This window comes from Rhodococcus sp. FG69 (assembly GCF_057808915.1).
The window spans coordinates 1-17092 of the sequence record NZ_JBMDIX010000061.1 but is presented as its reverse complement, the minus strand read 5'-3'; the positions used below and the strand labels follow the sequence as shown (position 1 = coordinate 17092).

Annotated in this window: 18 protein-coding genes; 12 read left to right on the top strand and 6 right to left on the bottom strand. The window is 64.2% G+C overall.

Annotation, left to right across the window (positions count from 1 at the left end):
• Window positions 1–108: 108 nt before the first annotated feature.
• Window positions 109–501 carry a (deoxy)nucleoside triphosphate pyrophosphohydrolase gene (locus ACODSO_RS27860; protein WP_489039881.1) on the top strand — a complete coding sequence of 131 codons (393 nt, stop codon included), beginning with the start codon at window positions 109–111 and terminating at the stop codon, window positions 499–501.
• On the opposite strand, the gene ACODSO_RS27855 is transcribed toward ACODSO_RS27860, so the two are convergent.
• A complete protein-coding gene (locus ACODSO_RS27855) occupies window positions 479–655 on the bottom strand; it encodes a hypothetical protein (RefSeq protein ID WP_197481028.1) in 177 nt (58 codons plus the stop codon). The genes ACODSO_RS27860 and ACODSO_RS27855 overlap by 23 nt on opposite strands.
• Window positions 656–845: 190 nt before the next feature.
• Here ACODSO_RS27855 and typA point away from each other — a divergent pair, with 190 nt between their 5' ends.
• The 5 genes from typA (at window position 846) to ACODSO_RS27830 (ending at window position 6140) form a co-directional block, all read left to right on the top strand.
• Window positions 846–2783 carry a translational GTPase TypA gene (gene typA, locus ACODSO_RS27850; RefSeq protein WP_068381746.1) on the top strand — a complete coding sequence of 646 codons (1938 nt, stop codon included), beginning with the start codon at window positions 846–848 and terminating at the stop codon, window positions 2781–2783.
• Window positions 2784–2864: 81 nt separating this feature from the next.
• Window positions 2865–4589, top strand: a complete 1725-nt coding sequence (locus ACODSO_RS27845) for an ABC transporter family substrate-binding protein (protein WP_489039880.1) — start codon at window positions 2865–2867, stop codon at window positions 4587–4589.
• A complete protein-coding gene (mshB, locus tag ACODSO_RS27840; RefSeq protein WP_489039879.1) occupies window positions 4565–5473 on the top strand; it encodes an N-acetyl-1-D-myo-inositol-2-amino-2-deoxy-alpha-D-glucopyranoside deacetylase in 909 nt (302 codons plus the stop codon). The genes ACODSO_RS27845 and mshB overlap by 25 nt, the downstream gene beginning before the upstream one ends.
• A 30-nt stretch (window positions 5474–5503) precedes the next feature.
• Entirely contained in the window at window positions 5504–5662 is a 159-nt protein-coding gene (locus ACODSO_RS27835; protein WP_197481029.1) for a hypothetical protein, read from the top strand.
• A 28-nt stretch (window positions 5663–5690) separates the two neighbouring features.
• Complete coding sequence (locus ACODSO_RS27830; RefSeq protein ID WP_489039878.1) at window positions 5691–6140, top strand: hypothetical protein; 450 nt, start codon at window positions 5691–5693, stop codon at window positions 6138–6140.
• Here the strand turns inward: ACODSO_RS27830 and ACODSO_RS27825 are convergent.
• The 3 genes from ACODSO_RS27825 to ACODSO_RS27815 form a co-directional block, all read right to left on the bottom strand.
• On the bottom strand, window positions 6049–6783 hold the full coding sequence (locus ACODSO_RS27825; RefSeq protein WP_489039877.1) for a uracil-DNA glycosylase: 735 nt from the start codon (window positions 6781–6783) through the stop codon (window positions 6049–6051). The two genes, ACODSO_RS27830 and ACODSO_RS27825, sit on opposite strands and share 92 nt — an antisense overlap.
• Entirely contained in the window at window positions 6771–8201 is a 1431-nt protein-coding gene (locus ACODSO_RS27820; protein ID WP_489039883.1) for a PH domain-containing protein, read from the bottom strand. Before ACODSO_RS27820 ends, ACODSO_RS27825 begins: the two co-directional genes overlap by 13 nt.
• Window positions 8202–8320: 119 nt before the next feature.
• The gene (locus tag ACODSO_RS27815) at window positions 8321–8809 is read right to left on the bottom strand and encodes a PH domain-containing protein (RefSeq protein WP_489039876.1); all 489 of its coding nucleotides are present in this window, start codon (window positions 8807–8809) and stop codon (window positions 8321–8323) included.
• Between the two features lie 69 nt (window positions 8810–8878).
• On the opposite strand from ACODSO_RS27815, the gene ACODSO_RS27810 reads away from it, so the two are divergent.
• From ACODSO_RS27810 to dapC, 5 genes are all read left to right on the top strand, one after another.
• Window positions 8879–9439, top strand: a complete 561-nt coding sequence (locus ACODSO_RS27810) for a sugar O-acetyltransferase (RefSeq protein WP_489039875.1) — start codon at window positions 8879–8881, stop codon at window positions 9437–9439.
• A 67-nt stretch (window positions 9440–9506) separates the two neighbouring features.
• The gene (locus tag ACODSO_RS27805) at window positions 9507–12044 is read left to right on the top strand and encodes a bifunctional FO biosynthesis protein CofGH (RefSeq protein WP_489039882.1); all 2538 of its coding nucleotides are present in this window, start codon (window positions 9507–9509) and stop codon (window positions 12042–12044) included.
• Window positions 12045–12046: 2 nt separating this feature from the next.
• Window positions 12047–12814 carry a hypothetical protein gene (locus ACODSO_RS27800; protein ID WP_489039874.1) on the top strand — a complete coding sequence of 256 codons (768 nt, stop codon included), beginning with the start codon at window positions 12047–12049 and terminating at the stop codon, window positions 12812–12814.
• Window positions 12815–12931: 117 nt separating this feature from the next.
• A complete protein-coding gene (gene fdxA / locus ACODSO_RS27795; protein WP_338886225.1) occupies window positions 12932–13255 on the top strand; it encodes a ferredoxin in 324 nt (107 codons plus the stop codon).
• A gap of 2 nt (window positions 13256–13257) precedes the next feature.
• Window positions 13258–14361 carry a succinyldiaminopimelate transaminase gene (gene dapC, locus ACODSO_RS27790; protein ID WP_489039873.1) on the top strand — a complete coding sequence of 368 codons (1104 nt, stop codon included), beginning with the start codon at window positions 13258–13260 and terminating at the stop codon, window positions 14359–14361.
• 12 nt (window positions 14362–14373) lie between these two features.
• Here dapC and ACODSO_RS27785 read toward each other — a convergent pair whose 3' ends face one another.
• Window positions 14374–14769, bottom strand: a complete 396-nt coding sequence (locus ACODSO_RS27785; RefSeq protein ID WP_068381770.1) for a hypothetical protein — start codon at window positions 14767–14769, stop codon at window positions 14374–14376.
• Window positions 14770–14786: 17 nt separating this feature from the next.
• On the opposite strand from ACODSO_RS27785, the gene ACODSO_RS27780 reads away from it, so the two are divergent.
• Window positions 14787–16187, top strand: coding sequence for an acyl-CoA synthetase (locus ACODSO_RS27780; protein ID WP_489039872.1), 1401 nt, complete (start codon window positions 14787–14789; stop codon window positions 16185–16187).
• 28 nt (window positions 16188–16215) lie between these two features.
• On the opposite strand, the gene ACODSO_RS27775 is transcribed toward ACODSO_RS27780, so the two are convergent.
• Entirely contained in the window at window positions 16216–16806 is a 591-nt protein-coding gene (locus tag ACODSO_RS27775) for a CHAP domain-containing protein (RefSeq protein WP_489039871.1), read from the bottom strand.
• Window positions 16807–17092: the final 286 nt, after the last annotated feature.

Below are 17092 nucleotides of genomic sequence, written 5' to 3'. Positions count from 1 at the left end.
GTGCCTGATTCTCACTCCGCAGGCTCCGCTCGCGTGCCTGATTCTCACTCCGCAGGCTCCGCTCGCGTGCCTGATTCTCACTCCGCAGTCTCCATAGGCTCCGATCCTGTGCTGGTCGTCGCAGGCGCCCTGATCGCCGACGGGCTACTACTGCTCGCCCAGCGCTCCCGCCCACCTGAGCTGGCGGGGATGTGGGAACTGCCAGGCGGCAAGGTCGAACCGGGGGAGTCGCCGGAAGCTGCCCTTGGGCGTGAACTGCACGAAGAGCTCGGTGTCGAGACTGCGGTAGGGGAGCAGTTGTCCGGCGACGTGAACCTTGCCGGAGGGTTGGTTCTCCGCGCCTACCGAGTCGAGTTGGTGTCAGGAACGCCTGAACCGCTCGATCATTCGGATCTTCGATGGGTCGATGCCCGCGGGCTCACCGCCGCCGACCTGGTCGACGCCGATCGAACCTGGGTGCCGGAACTGAGCGGGATGCTCAGGCAGCCCGAGCCTTCTTGAGGCCCTTCTTCAAGTCCTTACCCGATGCGCCCGTGTCCTCGAGCTTCTTCATCCGCATGATGACGACCGGACACTTGAGGCAGCGCGTCTTTTTACGGCAGCATTTCTTCTTGGGTTTGAGGCCCGATACGTCCTTGGCCTTGACCTTGCCCATTGATCTCGCTCCGCATTTCTCTTCAATTTCAAGGTGAACTTCTGGCCAAGAGTACTGCGTGGTGCAGGTCACCCTGCGGCAGCGGGTAAACTCGGCCGGTCGCGAGAATCTCGCGGTGCAGCGCGCTTCTCTAGCGACATAAGCCCGCTAGCGAACAAGAGCCCGCATTCGACCCAGGAGAATTTTTCGCGTGAGCGCCCCAAGCAGTGCAGACAACATCGATGCCACCACAACGTTCCGCAACGTAGCAATCGTTGCACACGTCGACCACGGTAAGACCACGCTGGTCGACGCCATGTTGCGGCAGTCCGGCGCGTTCGAGGAACGCGCCGAAGCGATCGACCGCGTCATGGACTCGGGTGACCTGGAGAAGGAAAAAGGCATCACGATCCTGGCCAAGAACACGGCCGTCCACAAACGCAACGCCGACGGCACCATCACCGTCATCAACGTGATCGACACGCCCGGCCACGCCGACTTCGGCGGAGAGGTCGAGCGCGGCCTGTCCATGGTCGACGGCGTCGTCCTGCTCGTCGATGCATCCGAGGGCCCGCTTCCGCAGACCCGATTCGTGTTGCGTAAGGCGCTTGCCGCCTCGCTTCCGGTGATCCTCGTCGTGAACAAGACCGACCGTCCCGACGCGCGTATCGAGGAGGTCGTGTCCGAGAGCCACGATCTGCTGCTCGACCTCGCATCGGACCTCGACGACGAAGCCTCCGAGGCTGCCGAGCTGGCTCTGGACTTGCCCGTCCTCTACGCCTCCGGCCGCGAAGGCAAGGCATCGAAGGTTCAGCCCGAGAACGGCAACGCTCCCGACGCCGAGAACCTCGACGAGCTCTTCGAGGTCCTGCTGAACTACGTCCCCGCGCCCAAGGGCAACGTGGACGCACCGCTGCAGGCCCACGTCACCAACCTCGATGCGTCGGCCTTCCTCGGCCGCCTCGCCCTGGTCCGCATCCACAACGGCGAGCTCAACAAGGGCCAGACCGTGAGCTGGATGCGTGAGGTCGACGGCGAGCCCGTCGTACAGAAGGCCAAGATCACCGAGCTGCTCAACACCGTCGGCGTCGAGCGCGTCCCCGGTGAGCGCGGCGTCGCAGGTGACATCGTCGCAGTCGCAGGTTTCCCGGACATCATGATCGGTGACACGCTCGCCGACCTCGAGAACCCGGTTGCGCTGCCCCGCATCACCGTCGACCAGCCGGCCATCTCGGTCACCATCGGCACCAACACCAGCCCGCTGGTCGGACGCGTCAGCGGCCACAAGCTCACCTCGCGGATGGTCAAGAGCCGTCTGGACCAGGAGCTCATCGGTAACGTCTCGCTCAAGGTGCTCGACATCGGGCGTCCCGACGCCTGGGAGGTCCAGGGTCGTGGCGAGCTCGCGCTCGCCATCCTCGTCGAGCAGATGCGTCGTGAAGGCTTCGAGCTCACCGTCGGTAAGCCGCAGGTGGTCACCCGCCAGGTCGACGGCAAACTGCACGAGCCCTTCGAAGAGCTCACGATCGACACCCCGGAGGAGTTCCTCGGTGGCGTCACGCAGCTTCTCGCTGCACGCAAGGGCAAGATGGTTCAGATGACGAACCACGGCGCAGGGTGGGTTCGGATGGAATTCATCGTTCCGTCGCGTGGTCTCATCGGATTCCGTACCGACTTCCTCACCGACACGCGCGGCACCGGTATCGCCAACGCTGTCTTCCATGGTTACGCACCGTGGGCGGGCGAGATCCGTGCACGCCACACCGGTTCGCTCGTCTCGGACCGTCAGGGCACCGTGACTCCGTTCGCGATGATCCAGCTCGCCGACCGCGGCACGTTCTTCGTCGAGCCGGGTGCGGACACCTACGAGGGCATGGTCGTGGGAATCAACCCGCGTCAGGAAGACCTCGACATCAACGTCACCCGTGAAAAGAAGCTGACCAACATGCGTCAGTCTTCGGCCGACGTCATGGAGACCCTGGCCAAGCCGAAGAAGCTGGACCTGGAAATGGCCATGGAATTCTGTGCAGGCGACGAGTGCGTCGAGGTGACCCCCGAGGTCGTCCGCGTCCGCAAGGTGCACCTCGATTCCAACGAGCGCGCTCGCGAGCGTTCGCGCAGCAAGTCGCGTGACAAGGCTGCTCTGTAAACTCGCGGAACCCGCCCGTGCGTGTGTAGTTGCGTTCGAAACGTAGCTACACACGCACGGGCTACGACGAAGGAGCGGCTATTGCGGCGGGTGCACTCCCTTGGTATCGGAGCCATTGCGTTGGTTCTCGCAGCGTGTACGGCCAATCCGCCGCCTCCCGTCGAGAGTGACCCCACCCCCGTCTCGACGACGACCACAGTTCCGGCTCCCACGGAGACCGGCGACCCGGTCGTAGTAGCCATCGATGACGTGGGCATCGGCTTCAACCCGCACCTGTTGTCGGATCAGTCGCCCGCGAACTCCGCGGTGAGTGCTTTGGTCCTACCCAGCCCGTTCCGCCCCGCGGTCGACCCGGAAAATCCGGACAACACGATCTGGCTGCCGGACTCGACGGTTCTGGTCTCCGCCGAGGTGACCTCCCAGAATCCGTTCACCATCACTTACCAGCTTCGCGACGAAGCGCAGTGGTCCGACAGCGCGCCTATCGCGGCCGAGGATTTCCGCTACCTGTGGCAGCAGATGATTTCGCAGCCCGGGGTCGTCGATCCGGCGGGGTACGCGCTCATCGACAACGTCGCGTCGTCCGGCGGCGGCAAGACTGTGAATGTGACCATGAAGCAGCCATACCCGAATTGGCAGCGACTCTTCGCCGATCTGCTCCCCAGTCACCTGCTCAAGGACTCGCTCGGCGGCTTCGAGACCGGTTTGGCCGACAACGTCCCGGTCTCGGGCGGACGGTTCACCGTCAAGTCGATCGACCGAGGGCGTGACGAAATTCTGCTCGAGCGCAACGACCGCTTCTGGGGTGAGCCGGCCTTGCCCTTCCAGATACTTCTTCGACGTGGTGGCACGGCCGCTCAGCTTGCCGATTCGCTGCGCTCGGGCGACGCGCAGGTGGCGCAAGTCCGGTCGAGTACAGCGACCAACGCGCAGCTTGCAGCAATACCCGGAGTCCGAACGGATTCACGTCTGCAGCCGCGCGTTCTCGACCTGACCCTCAACGGCCGGGTTCCCTTGCTCGCCGATCCAGCTGTGCGAGAGGGGATCATGGGTCTGCTGGACTCGTCGTTGCTGTCGACGGTCGCTGCAGGTTCGAGTTCGGCCGATCATCCGGCACTCGCGCAGCTGACGAGTCCCTCCGATCCCGAGTACGCCCCGACCGCCCCCTCAGCCATCGGGCGAGATGCCGCCGTCGCATTGCTCGAGCGTGCCGGCTATGTCGCGCTGCCCGATGGTAGTCGCGGAAAAGACGGTTTGCCAGTCGAATTCGTCATCGGCGCGGTGGAGAACGATACGATCGCGCTCGCAGTTGCGAACACCGCAGCGGACCAGCTCGCCGGAGTCGGCATCGATGCGAGGGTGACCCCGTTGCCCGCAGAGGAGCTCTACGGCACGGCATCGAGTCAGGGGGAGGTGGACGCGATCGTGGGGTGGTCGAGTGTCGGGCTCGATCCCGCGACTGTCATGGCCTCTCGGTTCGGTTGTCCCGCAGCTCAGTCGAAGGTCCCCGAAACCGAAGTCTCGCAGGAGAATCCGACCTTGACGCCGCCCAGTAACTTGTCCGGACTGTGCGTGCCAGAGCTGGAAGATTCGGTCGGGCGTGCTCTGCGAGGTGAGCTTTCGGAAGCGGCACTTCGGTCCGAGGCGGAGCCCAAGTTGTGGAAGCTGGCTGCGGTGCTGCCTATCGTTCAAGACTCGTCCGTCGTTGCAGTCAACAGCGGTGTGTCGGGAGTGTCGTTGGCGGGCCCGATCGAAGTCGGAATCTTCGGTGACGCCGCCACGTGGATGAGGACCGAAATCAAGTGAGATTGCTGCTCGTTCATGCGCATCCGGACGACGAGACCATCACCACCGGCGGAACGATCGCGCGCTATGCGCAGGCGGGCGTCGAAGTCACGGTCCTGACCTGTTCGCTCGGCGAAGAGGGTGAGGTCATCGGGGACACGTGGGCGCGCCTCGTCGCCGACGATGCGGACCAGCTCGGCGGCTACCGAATCCTCGAATTACACAGAGCGCTCGACATTCTTGGCGCTCAGCCGCCCAGATTTCTCGGGGGAGCCGGGCGTTGGCGGGATTCCGGAATGGCCGGAACTTCCGCAGCGGCCAATCCGCGCGCGTTCGTCAACGCCGACCGCGACGAAGCATTGACGGCGATGTTGGCGGTCATCAGAAACGTGCGGCCCGACGTCGTCGTCGGCTACGACCCGGAAGGCGGGTACGGCCACCCGGACCACCAGCAGGTCCACTCGCTTGTGACCGAGGCGTTCGACATCGCCGGTTCGGATCGTTTTCCGGCGGCCGGGTCGCCGTGGACTCCGCAGAAGTCCTACTGGACGGTGACCGGCGCGCATCAACTTCGCGACGGCATTGCAGCGATCTCCGAGGTGCCGGAGGGGTGGCGGATGCCCGAGGACGGTGAGCTCCCCAGCGTTCCGGAGGATGTAGTCACCACATCGGTGGATATCGGTGGCGTGTTCGACCGCAAGCGCGACGCTCTGCGTGCGCACGCGACCCAAGTGACGGTGGCGCCGTCGGGCGTCGAATATGCGTTGTCTAACAACATCGCGCAACCGATCCTCGACGTCGAACAGTACGTTCTGGTGCGTGGTGCGCGCGGCGCCGACGTCGATGAAGCGGGTAGGGAGACCGACTTGTTCGCAGGCGTACTAGGATATGACTTCGATCACTAGTCGGCTGACAGCAGGGGTGGGACACACAAGATGTACAACTGGATCGTGCAGGACGCCATCGTCGCGTTCGTGAACTCGCTGAAGCCGGACTTTCCGCGCCAAGAGATGCTCTATCAGAACGGTTTGACCGATCTTGCGTCAGCCCTGAGCCACTTGCTGACCGCTTTGGGATACCCACCGGTCTCCTGAACTCGCTGCATACGACAGTATTGGGTGCATGATCTCGAAGGCCGCATCCAATGCTGTCGTCCTCGTTTCGCGGGCAACTCTTGCAGTACTGATCTTCGACGGTTTCCTGTGCGGCATCCTGTCGGTCTTCTTCCTACCCACGTACCTCGGCCCGGTACCGTTCCCGGTCAGCGCACTGCTGGCGGGTATCGCGAATGTGACGCTGCTGTTCGCGGCTCGCAAAGTCGCCGAGAAGCCGTTGGCGATCGCATCCCCGCTCATCGGGTGGTTCACGGCGATCCTGGTGTGCATGTTCGGCGGTCCCGGCGGCGATGTGCTGTTGCTGGCGGATTGGCGCACGGCATTTCTGCTGCTCGGCGGTCTGATTCCGCCTGGGATCCTGTTGTTCAGCTGGCGGCTGCAGACACTGACAGCCCCGCATGCGAACCTGCAGCCCGGAGCACATTCTCGATCATCGACGGGGTCAAGCGTCCGGTGAAGGTGTTCTGCTGGCTGACGTGGTAGCTGCCGAACAGCCGGACTGCGGAATGACCTGGTGCGGCGATATCGACCTCGACGCCATGGCCGAATTTCGGGTTGGGACGCGGTATGTCCCAGCCGTTCTTCCGGAGAACCGGCAACAGAGACTGCCACCCGAAGCCGCCGAGTACGACGATCGACTTCAGCGTCGGCTTCAGTAGCCCCAGTTCGACGTCGAGCCATTTCTGGCATCGGTCACGCTCGGTGACGGTGGGCTTGTTGTCCGGCGGTGCGCAGTGCACCGGAGCAGTGATTCGCACACCGTGCAGCGTCAGACCGTCGTCGATGTGCGTCGAGGTGGGTTGATTCGCCAGTCCGACGGCGTGGAGCGCGGCATAGAGCACGTCTCCGCTGCGATCCCCGGTGAACATTCGGCCGGTGCGGTTCGCGCCGTGGGCGGCGGGAGCGAGACCGACTATCAGAACCTTGGCGTCGGCCGGGCCGAATCCGGGGACTGCTCTGCCCCAATAGGTCTCGTCACGGAACGCTGCCCTCTTCTCGGCGGCGACCTTTTCACGCCAGTTGACGAGCCGTCGGCAGGCGCGGCACTGGGACACCGCACGATCGAGTTGGGCAATGGTCTTGGGAGTCAGCGCACCCATTTGTCGCCGGCTCCCGGGGTGACTGCTTCGACGAGCGCCCATGCCTGATCGGCCGGTACGTCGAGGACTTCGTAGTGTCCGACGCCTGCCGGTGTCGCCGCGATGATCGTCGCAACTCCTGCGCGTCGCTGGAAGAACGTTTGGCGAACAGTCCATCCGATGATGCCCGCGGCTTCGAGGCTGTGTCGGGTCCGATCCAGGGAGCCGTGCTGAGTGATCAACCACCCGGGAAGCACGGCGTGGCCGAGCCCGCGATATCGGTCCCAGGCGACGAACACTGCGCCGACGAGCACGATCGCCGCAGCCAACCACGCAATCGTCGGGATCGGGGCGCCAAGGGCCTTGGCAACTGCCAGACCCGCCCCGAGCATGGCGACCGGACCTACAGCTCGGGTGTATCGCCGGCGTCGAGCGGCGGGGCCGTGTGATTGCAGCGGCTTCTGCGCGTCGGCGTGCAGTCCTGCGTCGCCGAGGACTGTGGTCATCACGCGCCGTGCCTCCGCCGTGGGCGCCTGAGGCAGCAGAAGGGACGACTCCTTCTTCTCAGCGCTGACGCCCGTCATGATGGCATCGAGTGTGGCGCCTTTCGCGACACGAAGAAGCAGTGGTTCCGACAGAGACGTGCCGCGAAGGCGCTTCCTATCGAGTGTCGTCGATCGGGTTCGGAGTAGCCCGTGGGCTACGTGCAACCGGGTGCCGTCGTCGGTGACCGAGAGGTTTCCGTACGCGATCAGGTAGCGCGCGCACGCGAACAGGCTCGCCACTATCAGCAGGATCAACAGGCCGACGACGATCACGAGTGCGATTCCGAACCGTTCGGCGGAGTCGATGCTGTCAGCCACGACCGAGGACTCGGTGATGCGTTCGCCGAAGCCGTACTGAAACAGAATCCCGACCGCTGCGGCGATCGTGACGACACCGGTGAACGAGAACGGCGCGAAGCGCACCCAGGATGTCCGCCAGTGCGCGATCTCCGTCTCGACCGGAGGCGGTGCGTCCACGGGGCGCGGGGATCTGGTGACCGTGTCCAGTAGTTGCTCGCGGAGAGCAGGTACAACTTTCGAATCCAGAGCGTTGAGCTCGAATTTCTCGCCCTTGCCTGCTTGCTGTCCGGTGCCGATGCGCAGGATCGACAGACCGAGTACACGATGCAGGACGCCGGCCTCGACGTCGACGGAACGAATGCGGCTTCGCGGGACCGACAGCAACTTCTTCTGGAAGACACCGGTTCTCAGCTGTACGTGGACCGGACCGATTCGATAACTCGTAGTGAACCAGCGGAGGATCGCGAACACGACCACCACCGCCACGATGATCAGACCCCACAGGTGGTTGCCGCTCTGACTACCGAGGATGAACGAGACCAGCAGCACGGGAAGGACCTTGACTGCCTCGTTGACCGGATGGACAAGGAGCATCCGCTTGTCCAACCGCAACCATCGCTGCTGCTCTTCCTCGGCGAGAAGCTCGGGGGCATGCTCGCTTCGCTCGGTGACATGGTCGCTGCGCTCGGTGACATGGTCGCTTCGTTCGGTGCTCATGTGGCGTCGCCCAGAGTACGACCGGCGATCTCGGTGAGCTGCGCGACGGTCTTGTCCGCGACTTCCTTGTCGAGGGCCGTGATCTTCACCGCTCCGGCGGATGACGCTGTCGTGACGGTGACCGTCGACAGGCCGAGCAGTCGATCGATCGGCCCCCGCTCGGTGTCGACGGTCTGCACCCGCGAGATCGGTGCGATGCGTCGCTCTTGGTTGAACCATCCTGTGCGCGTGTACACCGCGGTATCGCTGATCTCCCAGCGGTGCACCCGATACCGCCACTGCGGCGTCACGATGATGTCCAGTGCAGCGAGCACCACGGACACGGCGAACACCGCCACGTGGGGCCACGTTGTCCACTCGTCGACGATCACCGCCCAGACGACCTGCGCGATGAACAGGGGGATCCAGATCAAAGTGGCATTGATCGCCCACAGTTGCTTCGCACGGGGACTCGGACGCCACGCTGGGTCGGTCATCGTGATCATGCCTACGAATCTATCGCCTGCCGTCGAGCCACGTGGCCGTGGGCGACCGGTCACGTACCGTTCGGTCTCATGGGTACTCAACGTGACGCAATGGTGCGCGGCGAACTGTACAAGGACAGCGATCCGGACCTGATTGCCGAACGCAAGGCATGTCAGAGGATCCTCGACGAATTCAATGCGACCGCGGCAGACGAGAACGATCGACGTCGTGACCTGCTCACCGGCCTGCTCGGCGGCTTCGGCGAGTCGTCGTGGATCATGCCGCGATTCCAGTGCGACTACGGATCGCTGATCCGAATCGGCTCGAACAGTTTCTTGAACTACGACGCGATCCTGTTGGACTGCGCCCCCATCACGATCGGGGACGACGTGTCGATCGGTCCCCGTGTTCAGCTGCTCACCGCGTTGCATCCGATGGACGATCACGAAGCTCGACGGCAACGGTGGGAGAGTGCTGCCCCGATCTCGATCGGCGACAACGTCTGGTTGGGAGGTGGCGTCATCGTGTGTCCAGGTGTCACGATCGGCGAGAACTCGGTGGTCGGTGCGGGGAGCGTCGTGACCCGGGACGTGCCGTCGAACACGTTCGCAGCCGGAAACCCGTGCCGCACGATTCGCACGTTGCCGTGACGAATGTCCGCCCGCTGCGTCCCGGTGGCACGCCCACACGTCGGAGGAGCATGATCGACTGGTGACCATGTTGCCCGAAACTGTCCCCGCACCGTCAGCCATGCGTCGTGTTCTGCGTCGTGCACGCGACGGTGTGAGTCTCAATGTCGACGAGGCCACCGTTCTGCTGCATGCGCGTGGCGATGATCTGGTGGACGTGATGGCGTCGGCGTCCCGAGTTCGCGATGCAGGACTGCTCGCGGCCGGTCGGGACAAGACCGTCAGCTACTCGCGGAAGGTGTTCATCCCGATCACGCGTCTGTGCCGCGACAAGTGCCACTACTGCACGTTCGTGACCGTGCCGGGCAAGCTCGCAGCTCAGGGCCACGGGCTGTTCATGGATCCCGACGACATCGTCGAGGTTGCTCGGAAGGGCGCCGAACTCGGCTGCAAGGAAGCACTGTTCACCCTCGGGGATCGACCGGAGGAGCGGTGGCCCGAGGCCAAGGAATGGCTCGATTCCCGCGGCTACGATTCGACGCTCGACTACGTGCGGGCAATGTCGATCCGTGTCCTCGAGGAGACCGGTTTGCTGCCGCACCTCAATCCGGGCGTCATGAGCTGGCAGGAGCTCTCGCGGCTCAAGCCCGTTGCGCCGTCGATGGGCATGATGCTCGAGACCACGTCGCGGCGGCTGTTCGAGGAGAAGGGGCAGGCGCACTACGGTAGCCCCGACAAGGACCCCGAGGTCCGGCTCCGCACGCTGACCGACGCCGGCCGCTTGAACATCCCGTTCACCACCGGAATTCTCGTCGGAATCGGGGAGACGATTCGCGACCGTGCCGAGTCGATCATGGCTATCCGCAAGGCGCACAAAGCATTCGGTCATGTTCAGGAAGTCATCGTCCAGAACTTCCTTGCCAAGGGTGACACCGCGATGCGGTCGGCGCCGAACGCCGGAATGGAAGAGTTCCTCGCGACGATCGCCGTGACACGAATCCTGATGGGCCCGTCCATGCGTATTCAGGCGCCACCGAATCTCGTCGAGTCGCAGGAGACCGCCGCGTTGTTGCGTGCGGGAGTCGACGACTGGGGTGGCGTCTCGCCGCTGACACCCGACCACGTCAACCCCGAGCGGCCGTGGCCCAACCTCGACACTCTCGCCGAACTCTCGCAGGCTGCGGGATACACACTGGTCGAACGCACGGCGGCGCAGCCGCAATACGTACTCGCAGGTGCCCCATGGATCGATCCGAGGATCTCGGCGCACGTGCATGCACTGGCTGATTCGGAAACGGGGATGGCCCGTGACGGCGTCATCCCGACGGGTCTGCCGTGGCAGGAACCCGACGAGGAGTGGGAGTCCTCGGGGCGAGTGGATCTGAACACCGAGATCGACAGCCAGGGACGAAACACCGACGCGCGCTCGGACCTCGCGAACGCATTCGGGGACTGGGAGTCGATTCGGGAGCAGGTCCGCGACCTCGCGGGTCTCGAACGCGTCGACCGGGATCTCGTGTCCGCACTCGATGCCGCGGAGAAAGATCCGGCAGGCTTGTCCGACGAGCAATACCTCGCGTTGGCGACCGCCGAGGGCCCCGGCATGGACGCCGTGGCTGCGCTTGCCGACGAGCTGCGCAAACAGGTCAACGGCGACACCGTCACCTACGTGGTCAACCGGAACATCAACTTCACCAACATCTGCTACACCGGCTGCCGTTTCTGTGCGTTCGCGCAACGCAAGGGCGACGCCGACGCGTTCACTCTGTCGACGTCCGAAGTCGCTGATCGAGCGTGGGAAGCGCACGTCGTCGGCGCGACCGAGGTGTGCATGCAGGGCGGGATCGACCCTGAGCTGCCTGTGACGGGGTACGCGGATCTGGTGCGTGCAGTGAAGGAGCGAGTGCCGTCGATGCACGTGCACGCGTTCTCGCCGATGGAGATCGTCAACGGTGCTTCGCGTGGCGGACAGTCCATTCGGGATTGGCTGACGGAGTTGCGGGCCGCCGGGCTCGACACGATTCCGGGCACCGCGGCGGAAATTCTCGACGACGAGGTTCGCTGGGTGCTGACGAAGGGCAAGTTGCCGGCCGCCGAGTGGATCGAGGTAGTGACCACGGCGCACGAGGTGGGGCTCAGGTCGTCGTCGACGATGATGTACGGCCACGTCGACAACCCGTCGCACTGGGTAGGACACCTCAACGTACTCAAGAAGATTCAGGACAAGACTGGAGGGTTCACCGAGTTCGTACCGCTGCCCTTCGTGCATCAGAGTTCGCCGCTCTATCTGGCGGGGGCGTCGCGACCGGGGCCGACCAACCGGGACAACCGTGCCGTGCATGCGTTGGCGCGCATCATGCTGCATGGGCGGATCGACAGCATCCAGACGTCGTGGGTGAAGCTCGGTACAACGGGTACACAGGCGATGTTGAACGGCGGGGCGAACGACCTCGGCGGAACCTTGATGGAGGAGACCATTTCCAGAATGGCAGGCAGTCAGAACGGCTCGGAGAAGACAGTGGCCGAACTCCACGACATCGCCGAGGGAATCGGCCGACCAGCACGCGAGCGCACCACGACCTACGAGCTGGTCGAGCGGGTTCCCTCAGTGGTGGGGCTGGTCTGAGCATGGAGGATCGTACCGTTGCGACCGCTCTGGATCGGGCCGTCGCCATCATCGACCCTGTCCTCGACCTCCTGGCGAATCGCGACCCGGTCGGGTTGAAAGCCAGAACGTTTCGGCGTCCGACCGAGAACGACACCGTGTTGGACAAGGTTCTCGACACGCTCGCGTCGGCGCTGAACGCCACCGACTTTCCCGGCACCGAGGCGTGGCAGAAGCTCGATGCCGACGCGCGCTCCGAGTGGTGGGTTGCTCGGATCGGCGCACTGAACACCGTCGCTGTCGCGTTCCCAGGGGTGTTCGGTGTGCTCGTCAACCGGCTGCCACTGCAGGATCTTCTCGGCTTCGCGAATCAGTCGATGGTTCTGGTCGCCGTAGCGCGTGAGAGCGGAGTCACCGAGCGTTCGGCGCATGTCCGCCTCCTCGCCGAGGTGCTGTGCGAACGTGAGATCGATCTCTCCGATACCGAACCCGAGACCGAGCCGACGCCTCGTCGCGACAACGGTCCGTTCGCGTTGCTGCATGCAATGTGGGATGTTGCGAGCGTGCTCAGGGACGTGTCGAGCGAGCTCGCCAAGCGTCCACACAGCCGTAAGGTGTTTCGGATCATCTCGATGATTCCGCTCGTCGGCGGCGTCGCCGGCTACTTCGGAGAACGCGGGGCACTGTCCAGAGCAGCGAAGCAAGGCCGCCGCTGGGTAGCGGATCACGCCGACGACCGGAGCGACGTACAGTCGGACATGTCGACAACGTCGACGTATCTTCGCAAGTGAGGACACCCTGCGCGGATCGTCGCCGGTCTTCGACGCGATACTAGGATGCTCAGGGCGCTACTTCAATTGTGAGAACAAGCTGTCGCGCCAGTTATCGGAAAGGGAGGGAGAGCAGCAGTGACCTACTCGATTGCGGAACCGTGCGTCGATGTGCTCGACAAGGCGTGCATCGAAGAATGCCCGGTGGACTGCATCTACGAGGGCAATCGAATGCTGTACATCCACCCTGACGAGTGCGTCGACTGCGGTGCCTGCGAGCCGGTATGCCCGGTCGAGGCCATCTTCTACGAAGACGACGTTCCGGACCAGTGGAGCGGCTACGTCAGCGCCAACGTCGATTTCTTCGACAACCTGGGATCTCCCGGTGGTGCAGCGAAGCTCGGCAAGACGGACTACGACCCGCCGTTCATCAAGGCACTTCCGCCGATGGGCGAGCACTGACGTTGGCTCGCATATCGGTCGCTGCCGGGCTGCCCGACTTTCCCTGGGACTCGCTTGCTGCAGCCAAGGAGAAGGCAGCGTCGCACCCTGACGGGATAGTGAACCTGTCGGTCGGCACTCCCGTCGACCCGGTCGCGCAGACCATTCGGGATGCGCTGGCGTCGGTGTCGGACCAGCCCGGGTACCCGACGACAATCGGTACCACGGCCCTTCGTACGGCTGCTGTGGATGCGTTGGCACGCAGATACGGTGTGACCGGGATCGACGCCGATGCGGTGCTGCCGGCAATCGGTACCAAAGAGATGATTGCGTGGCTGCCGACGCTGCTCGGCCTCGGGAAAGACGATCTCGTCGTCATCCCCGAACTCGCGTATCCGACGTACGAGGTCGGCGCGCTGTTGGCCGGTGCACGCATCACCCGTGCCGATGGGCTCAACCGACTCGGCCCCGAGAACGCATCTCTGGTGTTCGTGAATTCGCCGTCGAATCCGACCGGCAAGGTGTTGCCGGTCGACCATCTCCGCAAGGTCGTCGCCTGGGCGCGGGAGCGCGACGCGGTCGTTGTCTCCGACGAGTGCTATCTGGGGTTGACCTGGGAGGCCGAGGCCGTCTCGATTCTCGACCCGCGAGTCTCCGGCGGCGACCATACCAATCTTCTTGCCGTGCACTCGCTTTCCAAGACTTCGAACTTGGCAAGCTACCGCGCCGGGTTCGTCACCGGAGATCCGGTCCTGGTGAGCGATCTCCTCGAGGTACGGAAGCATGCGGGCATGATGGTGCCGCTTCCGATCCAGGCTGCAATGACGGTGGCGCTGGGCGACGACGAGCACGAAAACGTGCAGCGCGAGCGCTACCGGGTTCGCCGTACCGAACTGAAGAGCGCGATCGAGAAGGCCGGCTTCACCGTCGACCACTCCGAGGCAGGCCTGTACCTGTGGGCCACCCGAGGCGAGCCGTGCCGCGACACCGTCGACTGGCTCGCCGAGCGCGGCATCTTGGCGGCGCCGGGAGAGTTCTACGGGCCGGGCGGATCCCAGCACGTACGAATCGCACTGACCGCGACGGACGAGCGTATTCACGCCGCGACCGAGAGACTCAGCAGTTAGCTGCCTTCAGGGTCATTCGTCTCCCCACCCTCCGCGTCTGATGCGGAGAATGTAGACGAGCTCGTTGCTTCCGAATGCCTCTACCGTCGTGAACCGCTTGGGTTCGGTGTTGGTCGACGGGTTGCGTGCGTGTGCTTCCTCGTAGATCTGCGTCGCGCGTAGGTCGGCGAGCTCGACGCGCGTCCAGAAGTCGTCGGATTGGACGGAGTACACGAGTCTCGGAGCGCCGTCACTGACATGTTCGATGTCCAGGTCGTCGTCGTTCTCGAGGTCGTCCTCCAGTTCTTCCTCGGTGTCCGCGTCCTGTTCCGCATCGGTCCCGATGAGATAGACCCCGGGCTGCAGGTCTCCGGCGGGGACGGTCATGTATTCGGCGTAGTCGCCGGTGTCGATTCCGTCGGCATCCATGTATGTACGGTAGCCATGTGCTGCTTCGTTCATTGAACCCACTCGCCGTCGCCCGCGGAGAGGACATTCCCGACGCCGTCACCATCGGCGATACCGCACTGTCCCGAGGCGACATTCTCGGTGCCGCGACGTCCGTGGCCGAGCGCGTCGCCCAGGCAGATCGGCTGGCAGTGCTGGCGACGCCGTCGGTCAAGACCGTGCTCGCGGTCGTCGGCTGTCTCATCGCCGGCGTGACCGTCGTCCCTGTCCCGCCGGATGCGGGCCCCGCAGAGCGTGAGCACATTCTGCGCGACTCGGGCGCGCAGGCATGGCTCGGGGAGGCGCCGGAGGACACGGCAGGACTGCAGGTGCTACCCGTCCGGCAGCACGCCAGGTCGTGGCACAGCTATCCAGACCCGCACCCGTCGTCGATCGCGTTCGTGCTCTACACCTCGGGCACGACGGGTCCTCCCAAAGGCGTGCTGCTGTCCCGTCAGGCTATCGCTGCGGACATCGACGCGCTCGCCGACGCCTGGCAGTGGACATGGAAAGACACACTCGTACACGGTCTCCCGCTGTTCCATGTCCACGGACTCATTCTCGGGTTGCTCGGACCTCTCCGCATCGGAAGCCCAGTCATCCACACCGGCAAGCCGACGCCTGCGCTCTACGCTGCCGCCCGTGGATCGCTCTATTTCGGTGTGCCGACCGTCTGGTCGCGGATCGCGGCCGACGAGGATTCCGCCCGTACCCTGTCCACGGCACGGCTCCTCGTCTCGGGAAGCGCACCGTTGCCTGTCCCCGTGTTCGAGAAGTTGCGCGCTCTGACGGGGCAGGCGCCGATCGAGCGCTACGGCATGAGCGAAACCCTCATCACGATCAGCACCCGCGCCGATGGCGAGCGCAGGCCGGGCTCGGTGGGGGTGCCGGTGAAAGGCGTCGAGACCCGGTTGCGCGGCGAGAACGGAGAGATCCTGCCGCACGACGGAGAATCCGTCGGGGCACTGCAGGTACGGGGACCGATGATGTTCGACGGATACCTGAACAACCCGGAAGCGACGGCCAAGTCGTTTACCGAGGATGGCTGGTTCGACACCGGTGACGTTGCCGTCATCGACCACGACGGTTTCCATCGCATCGTCGGACGAGCATCGACGGACCTGATCAAGTCAGGCGGATACCGAGTGGGCGCGGGCGAGATCGAGACCGTTCTGTTGGGCCACACCAGTGTCGACGAGGTGGCCGTTATCGGCGTTCCCGATGAGGATCTCGGGCAACGGATCGTCGCCTACGTGGTCGGTAGCGATGTCGAGCCGCAGGTGCTGATCGATCTGGTGGCGTCCGAGCTGTCGATCCACAAGCGGCCCAGGGAAATCCGCGTCGTGGAGTCGCTTCCTCGCAACGCGATGGGCAAGGTGCAGAAGAAGCTGTTGGGGTGAATTGTCGGGGGTTGTGCGCGAGGCGTGCCTATGCGAGGGTTCCGAATCCAACGATGGCGGAGTCGGACAGCGCATCGACGGTGTGAACACGAATCTTCCCGAGCTCGTTGCCGCCCACAGTGGTTGCGGTCTCGCCATCGACCGCGACGACGATGTTGGTGTGCTGGCCGACCCAGCTGCTGTTGTCGTACAACACCACATCGCCGACCGACGGTAGATATCCCTTCGGTTCGAACCTGCCCTGCGCCTGGTAGTACTCCGTGAGCGTGTACACCCCCGGAATGCGCCAGCTGCCCGAGTTCGGGTTGCTCAGCGGTTGTCCGGACTCCTTCATGATCCAGCTGACGAAGTTCGCGCACCACGCCTCGTCGACGCCCTCGGAATAGAACGTCCCCGGTCGCTGCCGCTCGTGCTCGGCTCGGACGAGCTCGACTACCGTCGCCTGCTCCGTGGTGAGTGCTGACGTGTCGGTCTCGGGGAATGGCGTCGTGTCCCACGGCAAGTATCGGCTCGGTGCCATCCACAGGACGCCGGCAGCGATCACGATTGCCGCTGCGACGATGCCAGCGATCCACCGAGCGGTGCGACGCGTGGGCTTGGCGGGGGAGTCGATGCTCATCCATCGAATGTACCGGGTGGTCTGAAGTGTGAGCTCGGCTAGGAATCTCATCAGCTGGACGGGGTTCGGATGTGAATTGATTTCCGCGAATAGGGTTGCGTCTGTGCAGGATTGGTGACTTTGTCGGTGGGGTGGGTTACAGTTCCAGCAGTGAATCGAACATCAGTTCGAACTTCGGATTGCAGGGGGTGACGCATGACGACGACCGAGTGTGAGGACACCCTGCTCGACGAGGACACCCTGCTCGACGATGTCATCGGCCTCGACGAAGCCATCGCCGCCCACA

Bases quoted from the DNA above. Each gene is read 5' to 3' on its own strand.
- ACODSO_RS27825 (WP_489039877.1), bottom strand. From the start codon at position 6,783: ATGGGTGCGCTGACTCCCAAGACCATTGCCCAACTCGATCGTGCGGTG.
- ACODSO_RS27810 (WP_489039875.1), top strand. From the start codon at position 8,879: ATGGGTACTCAACGTGACGCAATGGTGCGCGGCGAACTGTACAAGGAC.
- ACODSO_RS27820 (WP_489039883.1), bottom strand. From the start codon at position 8,201: ATGCTCCTTGTCCATCCGGTCAACGAGGCAGTCAAGGTCCTTCCCGTG.
- ACODSO_RS27835 (WP_197481029.1), top strand. From the start codon at position 5,504: ATGTACAACTGGATCGTGCAGGACGCCATCGTCGCGTTCGTGAACTCG.
- ACODSO_RS27805 (WP_489039882.1), top strand. From the start codon at position 9,507: ATGTTGCCCGAAACTGTCCCCGCACCGTCAGCCATGCGTCGTGTTCTG.
- ACODSO_RS27800 (WP_489039874.1), top strand. From the start codon at position 12,047: ATGGAGGATCGTACCGTTGCGACCGCTCTGGATCGGGCCGTCGCCATC.
- ACODSO_RS27855 (WP_197481028.1), bottom strand. From the start codon at position 655: ATGGGCAAGGTCAAGGCCAAGGACGTATCGGGCCTCAAACCCAAGAAG.
- ACODSO_RS27830 (WP_489039878.1), top strand. From the start codon at position 5,691: ATGATCTCGAAGGCCGCATCCAATGCTGTCGTCCTCGTTTCGCGGGCA.
- ACODSO_RS27815 (WP_489039876.1), bottom strand. From the start codon at position 8,809: ATGATCACGATGACCGACCCAGCGTGGCGTCCGAGTCCCCGTGCGAAG.
- ACODSO_RS27785 (WP_068381770.1), bottom strand. From the start codon at position 14,769: ATGGATGCCGACGGAATCGACACCGGCGACTACGCCGAATACATGACC.
- ACODSO_RS27775 (WP_489039871.1), bottom strand. From the start codon at position 16,806: ATGAGCATCGACTCCCCCGCCAAGCCCACGCGTCGCACCGCTCGGTGG.